Origin of the sequence: Streptomyces sp. NPDC003038 (genome assembly GCF_040611115.1) — a bacterium.
Taxonomy (GTDB): Bacteria; Actinomycetota; Actinomycetes; order Streptomycetales; family Streptomycetaceae; genus Streptomyces.
Map to the genome: position 1 here is coordinate 121,606 of NZ_JBEXNN010000015.1, position 14,488 is coordinate 136,093.

Here is a 14,488-nt window from a genome sequence, read left to right on the forward strand (position 1 = left end):
CGAATGCTGCCGTACCGTCCCGTACATTCGCTCACCGGTCCCGCCGCGACCCTGGACTTTTGTCCTAAGCCCCCGGGGGCGGCCGCGAAATCCGGTTCCGCTGCGAGTAATCTCCCCCTTGAGAAGACGATCACGAGGAGGACAAACTCCATGCTTTCCCGCCTCTTCGCCCCCAAGGCGAAGGTCTCCGCCCACTGCGATCTGCCGTGTGGCGTGTACGACCCTGCCCAGGCCCGCATCGAGGCCGAGTCCGTCAAGGCCGTGCAGGAGAAGTACCAGGCCAACGACGACGCCGACTTCCGCGCGCGCGCCATCACCATCAAGGAGCAGCGCGCCGAGCTGGCCAAGCACCACGTTTCGGTGCTGTGGAGCGACTACTTCAAGCCGCCGCACTTCGAGAAGTACCCGCAGCTGCACACCCTGGTCAACGACACCCTGAAGGCCCTCTCGGCCGCCAAGGCGTCGAACGACCCGGCGACCGGCCAGAAGGCGCTCGAACTCATCGCCGAGATCGACCGCATCTTCAAGGAGACCAAGGCCGCCTGATCCGGCGTCCCGCACCTCCTGTCCGCGCCGCCGCCACGGACCGGCGCGACGACGAGAACGGCCCGACTGCTTCGCGCAGCCGGGCCGTTCTCGTGCGCCGTGGTCAGTCCTCGGTGTCGTCCTCGTCGTCCAGGCGGGCCAGCCACGTGGCCAGGCGTTCCACCGGGACCTCGAAGTCGGGGTTCAGGTCGACGAAGGTGCGGAGCTGCTCGGCGAGCCACTCAAAGGTGACCTCCTCCTCGCCGCGCCGCTTCTCCAGCTCCTCGATGCCGCGATCGGTGAAGTACAAGTCGGGCTCCGTGCCGTGATGGGGGTGTCCTGGGTCCCCGGGTGTCCTGCTCCGGTGCCCAGGGAGTGTTTCCCGCCAGGATAATCCGCTGGTGCGCACGGGCCTCCCGCCGTACCGCCCCCCGGCGCTAGCCTTGACTTCTCAGGAGCGGGGGGCGCGGATGACGGACGGGCGCACGGGCAGCTCGGCGCGCGCCCTCGAGCTCCTGGAGCCCCTCGTCCAGGCTGCGACCGTACGCGTCCACGCGCCCCCGGACGGGTATGGAACCTCTGGGACCGGTCCCACCTGGGGGAGCGGGTTCTTCATCGCCCCCGGCTGGGTCCTGACGTGTGCGCACGTGGTGGGCGAGGGGGGTGCTGCGATGCGTTTGACGGGGCGCGAGGTCGGGATCACCTTCTCCTCCGGAGGCGACGGAGCCACGGGGAGCGTCGCCGGGCGCGTGGAGTGCGTACTGCCCGAGCGGCTGGAGGAGCGGCGCCCCGGGCGGCGGGCCCTGTGGGACCTGCCCGACCTGGCGCTGGTCCGGGTCCTGGCGCCGGTCTCGCACGCCTGCGTCTGGCTGACCGACCGCTCCCGGCCCCGCTTCGACGAGGTCGCGTACTTCGGCTGCACCGAGGACCTCGGCACACCGGAGATCACCGGCCGCACCACCCGCCTGCGCGGCACCGCCGGGAACGGCGCGGCCATCCGGCTCGGCGACGACGACGAGATCGAGCCCGGCATGTCGGGCGGTCCCGTCGTGGACCTGGTCCGCGGCGAGGTCGTCGGTGTCGTCAAGGCGCGGCGCCAGTCGGGCGGCGGCGGGCTTGCCGTGTCCGTCGTACAGCTGCGCACGCTGCCCATGGCCCCGCGGGGCCGCATCGGGCTGTACCGGCGGATCATGCAGGCCCACGACCTGCACCACTACGACGAGCACCTCAGCGATCTGAACAGCCGCCGGACCTGGACGGACGTGCACGACGAGCTGACGGCGCAGGAAGGCGACCCGTACGGCGGCCGAGGCCGGCTCACCCCCGGCGAGCGCACCACCCTGTGCGGGCTGCTCGCCGAACTGCCCCCGCCCGGCTCCTCGGAGGTCGTACGGGAACTGGTCGAGGCGGCGCGCGGGGAGGAGCCGGACCCGCATCCGCCGGCCCCGCTGAGCTGGCGTGACGGGCTGGGGCTGCTGCACGACCCGCCGGGAGGGGCGGGGGAGGCGGCGGCGATGCTCCGGTACGCGACCGACGTGAGCGTGGCCGACCACCGCGAGCCGCCGGTACCGGGCGCGGACGAGGAGCTGTGGGACTGGGTTCGGACCACGGCCGAGCGGCTGTGGCGGCCGCTGCGGCGGGAGCTCGCCGACCGCCACGAGCGGGGCCTGGCCGAGCGGGAACAGCGGTGCAGGGCCACGGCCGGGCGGGCGGTATACGGCACCGCGCGGGGCGCCGGCGGGCTGCCGCCGGGGGCTTCGGTGCTGCTGGAGGCGTGGGCGCACGGCTGGGAGGACGTGTACGACTGGCGGGTGTCGGTGCTGGCGGGCCCGGCGCGTCCGGGGCGGGTGACGCCGGTGGACTCGGGCGTACGGGCCACCCTGGCGGGCCTGCCCGAGGCGTTACGGGCCCCGCTCGCGGAGGCCTTCCGGCGGTGCGACACGCACGAGGTGGCGGCCCTGCTCGAAGTCGCGGTCACCCCGGAGCTGTTCGGGCTGGCGGTGGACGAGTGGACACTGGTCGGCGGAGTGCCCGTCGGGGTGCAGCGGCCGGTGGTGTTCCGCCATCCGGCGGGCGGGAGCGGAACGGACGCGGCCGCCGGCCGCTGGGCGCGGGTGCAGGCGGGGCCCCTGCTGGACGAGCGCGCCGACTGCGCGCGGGGCCGCCCGCGGAGCCCGTCGCCGGCCTGGCTGGCGGGGCTGGCGGACAACACGGTCCCGGTGCACTGCCGGGCTCCCGCGCTGGAGCCCACGCTCGGGTCGCTGCACGCGGTGCGGCAAGCGGGGTACGGGGTGGTGGTGTGCCGGCGGCCCCCGGCGGACCCGGGGGCGACGTGCGCGCCGTTCCACCGCGGGCTGCGGGAGGAACTGGCCGACGCCGGGCGGGCGGAGGTGCTGCCGCTGCGGATGCAGGCGCTGCGGGCGCGGGCGTACGGGGCGGACCCGGACGCGTACTGGGCGGCGGGGACCGGGCTGGTGTGGGACGACCCGGGGCGGCCGCTGCCGGAGGACGAGCCGTTGCAGGGGGACCTGTGACGGCGGCGGCACGGCGGTCCGCGGACTCATTGACGGGGGCGGCCGGAATCCGGGCCCGGCCCGGAAGGGGACCCACCCGCTCCGGGAGCCGCCCCGGCCGGGAGCCGGCCCGCAACCGGTCTGGAGCCGGTCTGGACCGGCCCGCAACCGGTCTGGAACCGGCCCGCAACCGGTCTGGAACCGGCCCGGCCTCCGTGGACGGATTCGAGCGAGGGAGCAGCGTCCATGAATGAGGAATGGCTCATATACCGCGGTGTCGGTGAACCCCATGACGGGATCGACGCGCTGCCCGATCCGCCGCCGTGGCGGGATTTCGACGGAGGGCCCGTGGGGGACGCCGCCGGCCCGGCCGCGGTGCCCGACGGGAACGTGGCCCGTCGGCTCGGCGCGCACCGGCAGGCCGCCGAGCTGCACCGGCCCGAGCCGGAGGAGTTGGAGGCCATCAACGCCGCGCTGTACCTGCGGCGGCCGCTGCTCGTGACCGGTTTTCCCGGCACCGGCAAGTCCACCCTCGCGCACGCGGTGGCCCACGAGTTGAAGCTGGGGCGGGTGCTGCGCTGGCCCGTGGTCTCCCGGACGGTGCTCCAGGACGGGCTGTACCGGTACGACGCCATCGCCCGGCTCCAGGACGTCCAGATCGCGGCGAGCGGTGGCGCGCCGGGTGGCCTTCCGGGCGGCGGCCCCGGCACGGATACGGCGCCGGGCACGGGTACGGCCCCGGGCACGGGTACGGCCCCGGCCACCGGCGCGGCGCCGGGCATCGGGAAGTACATCCGGCTCGGGCCGCTGGGCACCGCGCTGCTGCCCACCGCCCGCCCCCGGGTGCTCCTCATCGACGAGCTCGACAAGAGCGACATCGACCTGCCCAACGACCTGCTGAACGTGTTGGAGGAAGGGGAGTTCGCGCTGCCCGAGCTGGAACGGGTCGCCGACAGCGAGCCCGAGGTGCAGGTGCTCACCGACGACGGGACGAAGATGACCGTTCGGGGCGGCCGGATCCGGTGCCGGGCGTTCCCCTTCATCATCCTGACCAGCAACGGGGAGCGGGACTTCCCGGCCGCCCTGCTGCGGCGCTGCATCCAGCTGAAGCTGGGCCAGCCCGGCGAGAAGCGGCTCGCCACCATGGTCCGCGCTCACCTCGGCGAGGAGGCCGCCCAGCTCGGGGCCGACCTGATCCGGGAGTTCCTCAGCCGCTCGCAGTCCGAGCTGGTCGCCGCCGACCAGCTGCTCAACGCCGTCTACCTGACCCACTACGCCGCCCCGCCCAGCCGGGAGGACCTCGCGGACCTGCTCATCCAGCGCCTCGACCGCCCGAGGTGACGGGCCGTGCCACCCTCCGGGCCCATCCGCGAACTGGCCGCGCTGCTCCGCGCCGCCGGACTCGACCCCACCGCCGAGGAACTCGCCGACGCCCTCTGGCTGGCCGGGCGGATCAGCCCGCCCGGCCGGACCGGGCCGGCCACGCCGGCTCCGGCCCGGGAGCCGGAGCACGACGAGCCGCCCGGACAGCCCGCGCAGCCCGCACGGGTGGAGGCGGAGACCGAGGATCCGGTCAGGCTCTACGCCCCCGGCGCGCGCCGGAGCGCAGACGCGGAGGTGGAGCTGCCGGGCGTGTCCGGGGTGCCCGTACGGGTGCCGGGGGCGGCCGCACTGCCGCGCATCCTCGACATCCAGCGGGCCCTGCGCGCCCTCCAGCGGCACCGGCCGCCCGTTCCGCCCACCCGGATGGTGCTCGACGAGCCCGCCACCGCCGAGGCCAGCGCCCGGGCCCTGGGGCTGGTCATCCCGGTGCTCCGGCCGGAGAGTCGGCGCGAGGCGACCGTACGCCTGGTCATGGACGCGTCGCCGTCGATGGCGGTCTGGCAGGACATGTTCGAGGAACTGCGGTCCGTCTGCGAGCGGTTGGGCGCCTTCCGGGACGTCCAGGTGCACCACCTGCACCGGCTCGCGGACGGTACGGCCGCGCTCGGGCGCGGCCCCCTACCCGGCGCCGGACTGCGCTCCGCGGACCAGCTGCGCGACCCGACCGGGCGCGCGCTGACCATGGTGGTGTCCGACTGCACCGGGCCGCTGTGGCGGGAGGGCGAGGCCCATCGGCTGCTGCACCGGTGGGCCGAGTGCACGCCGTGCGTCGTCGTCCAGCCGCTGCCGCAGCGGCTGTGGGGACGCAGCTGGCTGCCGACCGAGCGGGGCACCCTCTCCCGGGTCGAGGGCGGCGGAGGGAAGCTGAAGTTCAGGCCGGACCGGCCACCGCCGGCCGGGCGGCCCACCGGTGGACTGACGGTACCCGTGCTGCCGCCGGGCGCGACCGCGCTCGGGGCGTGGGCCCGCCTCGTCGCCGGGCTGGGCACCGGGCCGGTGCCGGCCGAGGTGGGCCGGGTCCTGGCCCGCCACCCGGCCGCGCCCGTGCCGCTGCCGCGAGCCGTCCGGCCACCGCGGGAACTGGTGCAGCGCTTCAGGTCCTCGGCCGCGCCACGGGCCGTACAGCTGGCCGTGTACTTGTCGGCGGCGCCGCTGACGCTGCCCGTGATGCGGCTGGTGCAGCGCACCATGCTGCCGGACTCGGAACCCTCGGACCTGGCGGAAGTGCTGCTGAGCGGGCTGCTGCGGCGCAGCGGACCGGCGCCGGGGCAGTGGTACGAGTTCGTGCCCGGGGTGCAGGAGGTGCTGCTGGGGCCGCTGGGGCGGGACGAAGCCGCGCTCGTGCTGAAGCACTGCTCGGAATACGTCCTGGCGCACTTCGGGCGGGGCGTACGGAACTTCCCCGCGCTCGCCGTCTCCCAGCTGACCGGGGCGCCCGTCGCCGACCCGCCCGCCGACGACACCGAGCGGGTGCCCGCCGAGCGGCTCCCGCAGGCCTTCGCACAGGTCTCGGCCAAGGTCGTACGACGCTACCTGCCCGGGCTGCCGGAAGAGGACGCGGCGGTACCCGAGCCGGCCCCCGCCCCGGTGACCCCCGACGGAGCGCGGAGCAGGGCCTGGGCCGTGCGCACCGCGCGGGACCGGCTCGCGGCGCAGGACCCGCACGGGGACGAGGACGGCGACGCGCGGGCCCTCTACGAGGCCGTGGCGGTGCTGCGGCGCGCCGTGGCGGCCCCGGCGGGGCCCGCCGATCCGCCCGAGGAGGCCGAGACCGTGCTCGCGGGGGCGCTGCTGCGGCTGTGGGCGGCGCAGCGCGACCGGGAACTCCTCGCCGAGGCGGAACGGGCCGTCACCGGGCTGCGCACGGCAGGGGCCCGGGCGGTGCTGGGCCGGGTGCTGTCCGAACGGGCCCTCGTGGCCGGGCCCGACGCGGAGCTGCTGGCCGCCGCGGAGCGGGAGTTCGCGGCGGCGGGAGCCGCGGCGGACCCGGCCCGGGAGGCGCGGCTGCGGCGGGACTGCGCGGTGCGGCGGGCCGAGACCCTGATCCGGCTGGGCGAGCTGCGGGAGGACCCCGGCGCACTGCGCGAGGCGCGGGCCGCACTGGAGCCCCTGGCCGGACCCACCCCCGGGTCGGGGCCGCGCCCAAAGCCGTATCCCGAACTCCAGCTCGCCCTGGGGCGCGTACTGCTGGCGTTGCTGCCCCACACCACGGCCCCGGCCGAGCGCACCGCCCTGGCCGAACAGGCCGCGGCCCGCCTGGAGTCGGTCCTGGCCGCGCTGCTGGACACCCCGCCGCCGCAGGCGGACGCGGACTCGGCTTCCGTACCCGTGATCGCGCCGACGGCCCTGGCGGACCAGGTGATGCCGGCCCGCCACCCCGGCGCCGGTCCGCGCCGCGCTCCGGCGGCGGCCCTCGCGCGGGTGAGGGTGGAACTGGCCACCGCACTGCGCCACCTTCCCGGGCGGCTGGCGGAGGCGGCCGGGCACCTGGCCGAGGCCCTGGAGGAGGCCGTCGGGGACCCGGAGCTGCGGGTGGCCGCCCTGATGTGCCTGGCGCGCGTGCACCGGGCGCGGCACGCGCGCGACGCCGACCCGGTGGCGCTGGAGGACGCGGCCGAGGCGTACGGCCGGGCCCGGCGGCTCATCCCCCGGGACGGGGACGCCTTCGGAGAGCTGCTGCCCGAGTGGGGCGACGTACTCCTGGACCGGGCGCGCGCCGCCGACGGGCGGCGGTTCACCGGGGCCGCCGTGCGGGTGCTGCGCGAGAGCCGGGCGGCGGTGCCGCAGTCCGACCCCCGGGCGGCGCACCGGCTGCTGCGGCTCGCCACCGGGCTGCGGCTGCGGCACGCCTACGAGCGGGACCTGGTGGACCTGCGGGAGGCGGAATACCTGCTGGAGGTGGCCGTCCGGCAGAGCCGGAGCCCGTTGGAGCAGGCCCGCGCCTGGCGGGACCACGGCGACGTCCAGCAGGAGATCCACGGCCACACGCGGACGGCGGACCGCCTCGACCGGGCGGCGGACTCCTACCGGCGGGCCTGGCGGGCGGCCCTGGAGGCCGACCGAGACGAGCGCCAGGACACCGCCCTGCACCTGGCGGCCCGCGTGCAGGAGCTGCGCGGGGAGGTGCTGGAGCGGCTGGCGCGGCCCAGGGCCGCCCTGGACGCGTACCGGGGAGCCCTGGAGCTGTGGCGGCGGATCGGCGAGGCGGTTGAGGCGGCCGGCGGGACCGGTGGAGCCGAGGCGGCCGGTGGTGAACGGCGCGAGGCCCTGCGCGCCCGCGTGCGCGCCCTGGAGGCGGGCCTATGACGGGCCTCTGACGGGCCTCTCACGGCCCCCTGACGCGCCCGCCCCGGCCGTTTCCGGGCCCCGGACGAGGGGAAAAGGCAGTGGACCATCGAACACCCGACTCAACAGGGAGCAGGCAGCCCATGGTGACCGGACATCAGGAAGTGGCGGAGGAGGCGGCCCGCGCGTGCCCCGGGCGGTTACCCGACCTCTCCGGGCTCGATCTGGCCGCGCTGCGCGGGATCGACCACCCCGTACTGGCCGAGGTGATCGAGGGCATGGTGGAGCGGGTCACCCACCCGGCCGAGATCCTGAACGCCTTTGACTCCGGAGTCGCGTGACCCGCCCGCACCCGGCCGCCGCACCCGGCCCGCCGCCGTCCCAGCCGTCCCGGCGGCACCGCCGATCCCGTCCGACCTGACGGAGATGACCGGGAGTTGACCACTTTCCGCCGTTAGCCGGGACCATCCGAAGGGCAGGGATGGACCGTCCGCGGGGGGCACCTCCCGGCGGTAGCCGGGGGCGGGAGGTTCAGGCGATGAGGCAAGCGACCACGAGGGATGCCGCGCTGCCCGCGCACCGGAACAACCCCCTCCCCGCGCCCCCGACCACGCCTGCGACCCCCACCGACCCCGCCGATCCTGCGACGTCCGCCGACCCCGCCGATCCTGCGACCCTCGCCGGCCCCGCGAACCCGGCGGGCCCTGCGACCCCCCTCGACTCCGCGACCCCGGCCGATCCCGCGCCCCCGACCACGCCTGCGACCCCCTCCGACCCCGCCGATCCTGCGACCCCCTCCGACCCCGCCGATCCTGCGACCTCCGCCGACCCCGCGAACCCGGCGGGCCCTGCGACCCCCCTCGACTCCGCGACGCCGGCCGATCCGGCGACCCTCACCGACCCCGCCGATCTGGCAACCCCCGCCGACCCCGTGACCTCTGTCGGCGCGACCAGCGCGCACCACGCACGCCACGCGCCCTGGCCCTACGCCCGCCTCGACGTCGCCGCCCTGCGCGCCGCCGGGCACCGGCCGCACCCCATACGGCAGTTCGTGCTCAAGACGCGCAGCCGCTGCAACCTCGCCTGCACCTACTGCTACGTCTACGAGATGGCCGACCAGGGCTGGCGCGCCCAGCCCGCCGTCATGAGCCCCGCCACCATCGCCCGCGCCGCCGAGCGGATCGCCGAGCACGCCGCCGCCCACGACCTCTCCCGTATCGATCTGGTCCTGCACGGCGGCGAGCCGCTGCTCACCCCGCCCGCCGCCCTGGCCGCGCCCGTCGACGCCGTACGGGCCGCCGTGGCCGAGGCCGCCCCGCGGACACGGGTCACCGCCTCCGTCCAGACCAACGCCACCCTCCTCACCCGCGGCAGGCTCGCCGCGCTGGCCGGCGCCGGGATACGGATCGGGGTCAGCCTCGACGGGGGCCTGCCCGCGCACAACGCCCGCCGCGTCGACCACGCCGGCCGGCCCGGGTTCGCCGCCGCCGCCCGGGGCCTGAGGCTCCTGGCACGGCATCCGGACAGCTACGCCGGGCTGCTCTGCGTCGTCGATCTCGACCAGGACCCGCTGGAGACGTACGAGTCCCTGCTCTCCTTCGCCCCGCCCAGTGTCGGACTGCTGCTGCCGCTCGCCAACTGGAGCTCCCCGCCGCCCGGTTCCCACCTCGGCGGGACCCCGTACGCCGACTGGCTCCTCGCCGTCTTCGAGCTCTGGTGGCACGACGGGGTGCGGCGGACCCGGATCCGGCTCTTCGAGGAGATCATCGCCCTGCTGCTCGGCCTGCCCGCCGCCACCGAGACGCTCGGGCTGGCGCCCGCGACCACCGCCGTGATCGAGACCGACGGCTCCCTCGAACAGGCCGATTCGCTGAAATCCGCCTACGAGGGCGCCGCCGCCACCGGGATGACCCTGGACACCCACAGCTTCGACCGTTTCCTCGACCACCCCGGGCTCGCCGCCCGCCAGATCGGACGCGACGCGCTCGCCGCCGACTGCCGCGGCTGCGAGCTGGTGCGGGTGTGCGGCGGCGGGCACTACCCGCACCGCTACCGCGCCGGCGAGGGCTTCCGGCAGCCGTCCGTGTACTGCGCCGACCTCCAGGTCCTGATCCGGCACATAGCGGCCGCCGTCCAGCAGGCCGCCGCCGTCCGGCAGCCCGCCGCCCTACGGCAGGCCACAGCCGTCCACCAGCCCGCCGTCCGCCAGACCACCGCCGTCCGCCCGGCCGCGCACGCCACCGCCCCCCGGGCGGCCGCCTCATGACCACCTCCCTGGCCCCCTTCGCGGTCACCTCCCACACCCTGCGCGCCCTCGCCTCCACCGAGCCCTCCGCGGAAGGCACCCGCCTGGTCCGCGACGTACGCCGCTCCAAGCGCCTGGTCCTCCTGCGCGGGGTCCTCGACGCCGCCCCCGGCGGCGGGTCCGGGGAGGCCGCCGACCACTGGGCCCTGCTGGAGGAGGCCGAACGGCACGCCCCCGGCGCGGTGCGCGACGTACTGCACTATCCGGCCACCGGGGTGTGGGCCGAGGAGACCCTGCGCCGGCTGCACGCGCCGTACGGCCCGCCGCCCGACCTCGGCCACCTCGGTGCCCTGGCCGTGGCCGCCGCCCTGCGGGCCGGGATCGCCTTCACCCGCACCCTTCGGCCGCAGAACGGGCGGATCGTCCTGCCCACCCTGGGACTGCTGCGCCCCGACCGCCTGGGCCCGCTCGCCCTCAGCGCGTGCTCCTGGGACCCCGAGGACCCCGCCGCGCTGCCCCTGCACACCCTGCCCGGAGGCCGGACCGCCCTCGACGACCTCGACCCCTACCGGGCCTCCGGCCCCGCGCACCCCGCCCCCGTCCGCCCCGCCCGCCGGCTCACCCCCAAGGGGCACAAGCGCTGGGACGTCCAGTGGTCCGGCGCGCTCACCCTGCTCCAGCGGTACGACAGCACCCGCGCGGAGGAGACCGTCCAACTGCTGCGCTCCGTCGTGCCGCTGGCCGGCGGCTCCCGCTCCAGCGGCGCCACCCTGCCCGCGGCCGCCGGCTCCGTACTGGCCCGGGCGCAGGCCCCGCCCGCCCTCGCGGCCACGCTCGTCCACGAGGTCCAGCACGGCAAACTGACCGCGCTCGCCGACGTCCTGACCCTGCACACCGCCGACCGCACGCCCCGGTACTGGGCCCCCTGGCGCGAGGACCCGCGCCCGCTGGAGGGGCTCCTGCACGGTGCGTACGCCCACCTGGCCCTGGCCGGGTACTGGCAGCGCGCCGCCCTCTACGGGGCCCGCGGCGCCTGGGCCCAGCACGCCAGGATCCGCGCCCAGGTGGCCGCCGTCCTCCCCGTCATCCGGACGCAGCCGCAACTCACCTCCGCCGGAAAGGAGTTCGCGGACGCCATGGCCGATGCCGAGCGGGCCATGGACGAACTGCCGCCCCCCGGCGACCAGCACGCCACCGCCCGCCGGGCCGTCGAACACGATCGCCGCGCCTGGTGCGAGACGCACCCCGAACTCGCCCGATTCACCCTCGCCTGACGGGCCGCCGTCCGCGCCTCCTGCGGTACCTTTTCAACCCCGTCCACTGCCCGGATCTCAGGGAGACGGCAGCATGACCGGTAGTCGGCAGGACCAGGTCACAGGCGCGCAGCCGCAGCGCTTCGTCATCAGTTTCGCGGGATTCAACCGCCCCTGGGCCGTCTGGATCGCCCACCGCCTGGAGGAGCACGGCCACCGCGTCGCGCTCCAGCGCTGGGACCCGCAGAACAGCCCCGGACTCACCCAGGCACTCGACGACCTCGCCCGCTCTGGCAGCCGGGTCCTCCTCGTGCTCAGCGAGCGCTACTTCTCCGCCGGCACCCACACCGACGAGGAGTGGAACGAGGCCCTGCGCACGGTCACCGACGACCACCCCGACCGCTTCGCGGCCGTCTGCCTCACCGACGCCCCGCTGCCCAGCGCCGTCGCCGTGCTGGAGAAGACCGACCTGTGGGGCCTCGACGCGTACGAGGCGGAGTACCGCGTACTGCGCCGGCTGGAGCTGCCCACCGACCGGATCGGCACCGAGACCGGTCGCCGCGGACCCCGCTTCCCCAACGACCCGCCGGAGATCTGGGGCCGGGTCCCGCGCCGCAACCCGCGCTTCACCGGCCGCAACGACGTCATCGGCACGCTGCGCGCCGCCCTCTCCGAGGCCCCGCCCGGCGCCTCCACCGTCACCCTGCTCGGACTGTCCGGCGTCGGCAAGACCCAGGTCGCCACCGAGTACGCCTACCGGTTCGCCTCCGAGTACGACGTCGTCTGGTGGGTCCCCGCCGAGGACCGGCCCACCCTGCGCGAGCGGCTCGCGGACCTGGCACCCGCCCTCGGCCTGTCGCGCGGCGCCGGCAGTTACGGCGAGCAGATCCGGGCCGTCCTGGAGGCCTTGCGGCGCGGCACCCCGTACCACCGCTGGCTGTTGGTCTTCGACGGCTGCGACAACCCCGACGACCTCACCGACCTGCTGCCCTCGGGGGCGGGCGACGTCATCATCACCTCCCGCAACCGCGAATGGGCCTCCCGGCACACCAGCCTCGTCGAAGTCCCCCTCTACGCCCGGCCCGAGTCCATCACCTTCATCCGCCGCCGGGCGCTGCGGCTCACCGCCGCCGAGGCCGACCAGCTCGCCGAGGCCCTGGAGGACTACCCCCTCGCCCTCGACCAGACCGCCGGCTGGCTCGCGGACTCCCCGCTCACCGTCCGCGACTACCTGGCCCTGCTCCGGCGCAGGCTGGACTCCCACGAAGCCGTCACCGTCTCCGACGACTACCCGCTGCCCTTCCCGACCGCGCTCGCCATACTCCTGAACAATGTCCGGGAGAACTTCCCCGACGCCCTCGCCCTGCTGCGGCTGTTCGTCTTCTTCGCCCCCGGCCCGGTGCCCCTGCGGCTGCTGCGCGAGTTCCCCGCCGACGACGTGCCCGAACAGCTCGCCGGGCTCATCAACGACCAGATCCGGTGGAACGCGGCCCTCAACAAGCTCGTCCAGTTCTCCGTCGTCCGCCTGGAGTACTCCGACCTGCCCGTGGAAGAGGGCGGCGGCGGGCTGGAGACCGTACAGCTGCACCGCATGGTCCACGGCATCGTCCGCGACAACCTCTCCGAGCACGAGGCCGAGCCGCTCGCCCGCGCCGTCCGCCAGGTGCTCGCCGCCGCCGACCCCGGCCGGCCCTCCGACTCCAGCCTGTGGCCCCGGTACGCCGAGCTCATCCCGCACCTGACCACCTCCGGGGTACTGGCCAGCGGCAATCCGCGCATCCAGAACTTCCTGCTGCACTGCCTGCGCTACCTGATCCTCGCCGGGGAGTACCGCACCTGCCTGCGGCTCTGCGAGGAGACCGACCAGGCCTGGCGCGCCCAGCTCGGCGAGGACCACCCCAAGGTCCGCGAGCTCAGCTACCAGTACGGCGGCGCGCTGCGCAATCTCGGCCTCTTCCGCCGTGCCGAAACCCTCACCAAGGCCGTCGCCCACCAGCTCACCGCGGAACGCGGCGAACGCGACCTGGAGACACTGCGCGCGAGCAGCGCGTACGGCGGCGTCCTGCTCTGCATCGCCAAGTTCGATGCGGCCCGCGAGATCTTCGAACACTGCCTGGCCACCTACCGCGAACTGCTCGGCGAGGACGACTCCACCACCCTCGACGCCCAGAACAACCTGGCCGCCACCTACCGGCTGCTGGGCCGCTACCAGGACGCCTACGACCTCGACCTGGACACCCTGCGCCGCCGCGAGCGCGTCCTGCGCGCCCAGCACATCTCCACCCTCTCCTCCGGCATCGCCTGCGCCATGGGCCTGCGCCTGATGGGCCGCTACCGCGAGGCCCAGACCCGCCAGGAACAGGGCGTCAAACTCAACACCCAGGTACTGGGCCTCGGCCACCCGCAGACCCTGCGCGCCGAGCACAACCTCGGCCTGTGCCTGCGCCGCTCCGGCGACATCCCGGGCGCCGGCCTGCGGCTGCGGACCGTGTGGGAGCGGGCCACGAGGGTCTTCGGCGTCGACTACCCGTGGACCTTGATGGTCGCCTCCGACTACGCCACGTACCTGCGGGAGTACGGGGACGTCGGCGAGGCCCGCCGGATCTCCGAGTACGTGGTCCGCGGCTACCAGTCGCAGCTGGGCCTCGCCCACCCGTACAGCATCGGTACGGTCGGCAACCTCGGCCTGGTCCTGCGCGCCCAGGGCGAACGCGCGGAAGCCCTCAACCTCGCCGAACAGGCCCTGGCCGGCATGCGGGGCGCGCTCGGCGACCGGCACCCCTGGACGCTGGGCTGCGCGCTCAACGCCACCGGGCACCGCAACATCACCGGCCGTCTGGAGGACGCCCTCGACCTGAGCCGCGAGACCCTGCGCACCGCGGAGCGGGTGCTGGGCCCGGACCACCCGATGACACTCAGCGCCCAGATCGCGCTCGCGGCGGACCTCCGGTCGGTACGGGAGGACGTGGAGGCGGGCAAGCACGAGGACGCGGGCATCAAGGGCCTCATCCGCACCCTGGGCGCCCAGCACGTCCACACGGTCTCGGCACGCCAGCAGATGCGCCCGTACTGGGACTTCGAGCCCCAGCCGTAGGGGTGGGGGGTACGGGGCCACGCGCGTCCGGGACCCACGAGTGCGCGGCCTTCGCAGTGCGGGTACGGGAACCCACGCGTGCGGGGCTTTCGTGCCGTGGGTACGGTACGGGTCCCACGCGTGCGGGGCTTTCGCCCCCTAGCCCCACCGCTCGCGGGCGCTGGCTGCCCACCCGCCCCCCTCGGCGGCG

At 75.6% G+C, this 14,488-nt stretch carries 8 protein-coding genes and 1 pseudogene; 8 read left to right on the plus strand and 1 reads right to left on the minus strand.

All coding sequences use genetic code 11. From position 1 onward, the window contains the following. Positions 1-150: 150 nt before the first annotated feature. Positions 151-546, plus strand: coding sequence for a superoxide dismutase, Ni (sodN, locus tag ABZX75_RS20340; protein ID WP_355412345.1), 396 nt, complete (start codon positions 151-153; stop codon positions 544-546). A 103-nt stretch (positions 547-649) separates the two neighbouring features. Here sodN and ABZX75_RS20345 read toward each other — a convergent pair whose 3' ends face one another. Beyond that, a complete protein-coding gene (locus ABZX75_RS20345; protein ID WP_355412347.1) occupies positions 650-835 on the minus strand; it encodes a DUF6104 family protein in 186 nt (61 codons plus the stop codon). A gap of 160 nt (positions 836-995) precedes the next feature. On the opposite strand from ABZX75_RS20345, the gene ABZX75_RS20350 reads away from it, so the two are divergent. From ABZX75_RS20350 to fxsT, 7 genes and pseudogenes are all read left to right on the plus strand, one after another. Beyond that, complete coding sequence (locus tag ABZX75_RS20350; protein ID WP_355412350.1) at positions 996-3,059, plus strand: trypsin-like peptidase domain-containing protein; 2,064 nt, start codon at positions 996-998, stop codon at positions 3,057-3,059. A gap of 225 nt (positions 3,060-3,284) precedes the next feature. Beyond that, positions 3,285-4,379 (plus strand): MoxR family ATPase, encoded by a 1,095-nt coding sequence (locus ABZX75_RS20355; protein ID WP_355412352.1) that lies wholly within the window; start codon positions 3,285-3,287, stop codon positions 4,377-4,379. Between the two features lie 6 nt (positions 4,380-4,385). Beyond that, complete coding sequence (locus ABZX75_RS20360) at positions 4,386-7,727, plus strand: SAV_2336 N-terminal domain-related protein (protein WP_355412354.1); 3,342 nt, start codon at positions 4,386-4,388, stop codon at positions 7,725-7,727. Between the two features lie 122 nt (positions 7,728-7,849). After that, the gene (gene fxsA, locus ABZX75_RS20365; RefSeq protein WP_355412356.1) at positions 7,850-8,047 is read left to right on the plus strand and encodes an FxSxx-COOH cyclophane-containing RiPP peptide; all 198 of its coding nucleotides are present in this window, start codon (positions 7,850-7,852) and stop codon (positions 8,045-8,047) included. Positions 8,048-8,715: 668 nt separating this feature from the next. Continuing rightward, positions 8,716-9,843, plus strand: a pseudogene (locus ABZX75_RS20370) (FxsB family cyclophane-forming radical SAM/SPASM peptide maturase); the annotation flags it as partial. 125 nt (positions 9,844-9,968) lie between these two features. Beyond that, the gene (locus ABZX75_RS20375) at positions 9,969-11,225 is read left to right on the plus strand and encodes an HEXXH motif domain-containing protein (protein WP_355412358.1); all 1,257 of its coding nucleotides are present in this window, start codon (positions 9,969-9,971) and stop codon (positions 11,223-11,225) included. A gap of 73 nt (positions 11,226-11,298) precedes the next feature. Next, positions 11,299-14,298, plus strand: coding sequence for an FxSxx-COOH system tetratricopeptide repeat protein (fxsT, locus tag ABZX75_RS20380; protein WP_355412360.1), 3,000 nt, complete (start codon positions 11,299-11,301; stop codon positions 14,296-14,298). Positions 14,299-14,488 lie beyond the last annotated feature (190 nt).